The 3,482-nt window shown below is 43.3% G+C and carries 6 protein-coding genes; all 6 read left to right on the top strand.

Going from position 1 to position 3,482, the window contains the following annotated elements; all coding sequences use genetic code 11:
* Positions 1–216: 216 nt before the first annotated feature.
* From U9Q08_01780 to U9Q08_01755, 6 genes are read left to right on the top strand one after another with little or no spacing between them, the layout of a single operon-like run.
* A complete protein-coding gene (locus U9Q08_01780) occupies positions 217–1,095 on the top strand; it encodes a YicC/YloC family endoribonuclease (protein MEA3328459.1) in 879 nt (292 codons plus the stop codon).
* Positions 1,096–1,106: 11 nt separating this feature from the next.
* Complete coding sequence (locus U9Q08_01775) at positions 1,107–1,352, top strand: DUF370 domain-containing protein (GenBank protein ID MEA3328458.1); 246 nt, start codon at positions 1,107–1,109, stop codon at positions 1,350–1,352.
* A 2-nt stretch (positions 1,353–1,354) separates the two neighbouring features.
* Complete coding sequence (gene gmk / locus U9Q08_01770) at positions 1,355–1,942, top strand: guanylate kinase (protein MEA3328457.1); 588 nt, start codon at positions 1,355–1,357, stop codon at positions 1,940–1,942.
* Entirely contained in the window at positions 1,943–2,140 is a 198-nt protein-coding gene (gene rpoZ / locus U9Q08_01765) for a DNA-directed RNA polymerase subunit omega (GenBank protein MEA3328456.1), read from the top strand.
* The gene (locus U9Q08_01760) at positions 2,137–2,676 is read left to right on the top strand and encodes a flavoprotein (protein ID MEA3328455.1); all 540 of its coding nucleotides are present in this window, start codon (positions 2,137–2,139) and stop codon (positions 2,674–2,676) included. The genes rpoZ and U9Q08_01760 overlap by 4 nt, the downstream gene beginning before the upstream one ends.
* Entirely contained in the window at positions 2,673–3,317 is a 645-nt protein-coding gene (locus U9Q08_01755; protein MEA3328454.1) for a phosphopantothenoylcysteine decarboxylase, read from the top strand. The genes U9Q08_01760 and U9Q08_01755 overlap by 4 nt, the downstream gene beginning before the upstream one ends.
* Positions 3,318–3,482 lie beyond the last annotated feature (165 nt).

Genomic DNA, 3,482 nt, shown 5'->3' with positions numbered 1-3,482 from the left:
CTTCGGGAATACTCAGGACTTCCTTCGGTCGCTTACGCTTCCTCAGGATGACACCTATCTTAAAAAGAACAAAATTAAGGACTTGGGGAGTGTGCAGTTTTAAACTTTAAACTGTGCACTTTTAATTCGTAGATAACAAAAAGCAACATCTTTATTGACAAGCAATTAGTAAAATGGTAAAATATTTCTCTTGAATATTGTATTGAGGAGGATAATATGGTCAGGAGTATGAGCGGGTTTGGCCGGGCAGAAGCAAGGTCCGGTTATGGCAAGGTTATGGTTGAGATAAGGAGCCTGAACCACCGGTATTTTGAGTTTTCCTCCCGTTTGCCAAATAATATTTCGGTTTTAGAGGGTAAAATAAAAGAATGTATCTGCAAGAGTATTTGCCGGGGAAAGATTAATCTTTATCTGCAGATTGAAAGGGTCAAAGGCGCCAGCGCAGGGCTTAGCATTGATAAGCAGGCAGCTCGCAATTATTACAAGTTATTGAACCGGTTAAAGAAAGACCTGAAACTGAACGATAATATTCGGCTGGATCAGATTCTTTCTTCCCCGAATGTCCTGGTTTATGAAAAGGCGTCTGAAGATGCAGCCAAGGCCTGGCCGCTTATTGAAAAGGCGCTTATCCCGGCATTAAACAGCCTGGTAGCGATGAGGGAGTCCGAAGGCAGAAATTTAAAAAAAGACCTGGTCAAAAGAATAGGATTGATCGAAACAGCGACAGCTAAAATCGGAAAATGCTCTGTTGGCACGGTTCATAAGCACAAAACAAAACTGCTGAGCAGGATTAAAGAACTTTCCAAAGGCCTGGATCTGGATAAAAAAAAGATAGCAGGCGAGATAGCTATTTTTGCCGAGCGCAGTGATATTACCGAAGAACTTACCCGGTTGGCAGCCCATTTGTCTGCGTTTAAGAAAAAGCTTTCAATAGCTAAGCAGATAGGCAGGACCCTGGATTTTATTATCCAGGAAATGAACCGCGAGATCAATACGATTTCAGCCAAAGCTAACAGTTACAATATTTCTAAACAGGCTATTTTGATAAAGAATGAACTGGAGAAGATCAGGGAGCAGGTTCAGAATATCGAGTGAGCGGAGCGGGGATGAAAAGCGGGTTAATAAAACTGGGGTTTGATAACGTAGTAGTAGGGGATAGGATCGTGGCAGTGGTCTCGGCAAACGCTGCTCCGATTAGAAGACTGAAGGATTCTGCCCGGGAAACCGGCAGGCTGGTCGATGCTACTAACGGCCGCCGGACCAGGGCGGTAATTATTACCGACAGCAACCATATTATTCTTTCCAGCGCACAGCCGGAGACAATCGCGGAGAGAATGAAAGGCAAAGACTAAAAGTGGCTAAGCAAGGCCTGTTAATAGTTGTTTCTGCTCCGTCGGGAAGCGGAAAAACCACTCTTTGTAAAAAACTGGTTTCTGCCTGTTCTGATGCAAGGCATTCCATATCTGCAACCACCAGGCCTGTCCGGAAAGGAGAAAGGAACGGACGGGATTATTTTTTTTTAACGGCTGAAGAATTTAAAAAAAGAAAGCAAAATAAGGAATTTCTGGAGTGGGCGAGGGTTTTCGGCGAGTATTACGGAACGCCGCGTAAGTTTATCAAAGAATCAACAAGAAAAGGAAAAGACGTTGTTTTAAACATAGATGTCCAGGGCGCGCTCCAGATTAAAAGACTTGATCCGGAAGCAGTATTCATTTTTGTTCTTCCCCCCTCGCTCAAAATCCTTGAGCAGCGGCTGCGTAAGAGAAAAAAGGACAGCGCGCAGGAAATCTCAAAACGCCTCCGGTTAGCTAAAACCGAAATCAGCCGGATAGATAATTACGATTACGTTATTGTTAATAAGAGCATTAACGATTCTTTTCGCAGGCTTCTGGCTATTGTAACGGCTGAGAAATGCAAAATCAAAAGAAAAGGAAGGAGATAAATGGCCTACATTCCCGTTGACGAACTGATGAAAAATATCGACAGTATTTTTAAATTGACTATTTTGTCCGCCCGCCGGGCAGCTGAACTTAACAACGGTATGCCTAAACTGGTGGAGGCTGAATCCAAAAAACCAGCGATTATTGCCCTGCAAGAAATAGCCCAGGGAAAAATAAGCTATAAAGTTTTCAAAAAATGAAAAAAAGAGAAATCGTGATTGGTGTCTGCGGAAGCATCGCTGCCTATAAGGCGGTTGAAATAGTCAATCGCCTTGTCAAAAAAAGGGTCAATGTAAAAGTGATCATGACCAGATCAGCCGCTGAATTTGTCGGCCCGCTTACTTTTCAAACACTGTCCCGGAATCCGGTGATGGCAGGGCTGTTTGAAGATTCAAAGGCCTGTCGGCCGGCTCATATTTCTCTGGCCGCCTCAGCCGATCTTATTTTGATTTGTCCGGCTACAGCCGGCATAATCGGCAAGTTGGCCAACGGTATTGCGGACGATTTATTAAGCTGTACAGTGCTGGCGGCTAAATCAAAAGTAGTTATCTGCCCGGCAATGAATGAAAGAATGTATAATAACAAGATAGTTCAATCTAATATTGAAAAATTAAAGCCCTTAGGATACAGGTTTATCGGCCCCAGATGGGGAAGCCTGGCCTGCGGTTATGAAGGCAAAGGCCATTTGGCCGAGGTTGAAACCATCTTGAAAGAAGTAAAGAAGATTTTAAAATGACCCTGCCCAAAACCATCCTGATTACCTCAGGTCCTACCCGGGAATTTATAGATCCCGTCCGGTTTATATCCAATCTTTCTACCGGAACAATGGGTTATCAGTTAGCCAGAGAGGCAAGAGCGCGTAATTTTAAGGTTATCTTGATCAGCGGGCCTACCGGATTAACCCCCCTTAAGAATGTCAGGTTTATTCCAATAACAACAGCTCTTCAGATGAGAAGAATGGTCAAAAAGTTCTTCAGCCGGGTCGATTGTCTGATTATGACCGCCGCTGTTTCAGATTATCGAACAGCCCGGTCTAAACCGGAAAAGATAAAAGCCCAACGCCCGTTGACCTTAAGATTTGTAAGGAACCCCGATATTCTGGGTGAAATAAGTAAGCATAAAGGCAAAAAAATATTGGTGGGGTTTAGCCTGGAAACGAGAGATTTAATTAAAAACGCCCGGTTAAAACTTAAAAAGAAGGGATTGGACTTTATAGTTGCTAATAAAGCCGGAGGCCGGTGCCGGCCTTTTGGCGATAATAAAGTGTCTTGTATGATCATAGACAAATTTGAAAACGAAAAAAGGCTGAAGAATATATCCAAGAAAAAGTTATCCAGTCTCATATTTGATAAAATTAGCGCTATTGAGCAAGCTTGATGCTCGAGGCTGGTTTCCGGTTTCGATACCAGCATCGACAACCGCAAACGAGCTTCCAATCTGTTAGCTAAATTTTAAAAGTGCACAGTTTAAAGTTTAAAACCGCGCACCCCCTAAGTCCTTAATTTTGTTCTTTTTAAGATAGGTGTCATCCTGAGGGAGCGT

Source organism: Candidatus Omnitrophota bacterium (assembly GCA_034717435.1).
In the GTDB taxonomy this organism is placed as follows: Bacteria; Omnitrophota; JAUWXU01; order JAUWXU01; family JAUWXU01; genus JAYELI01.
Note: the sequence above shows the minus strand (reverse complement) of the source record. Positions and strands in the feature narration are given on the sequence as shown.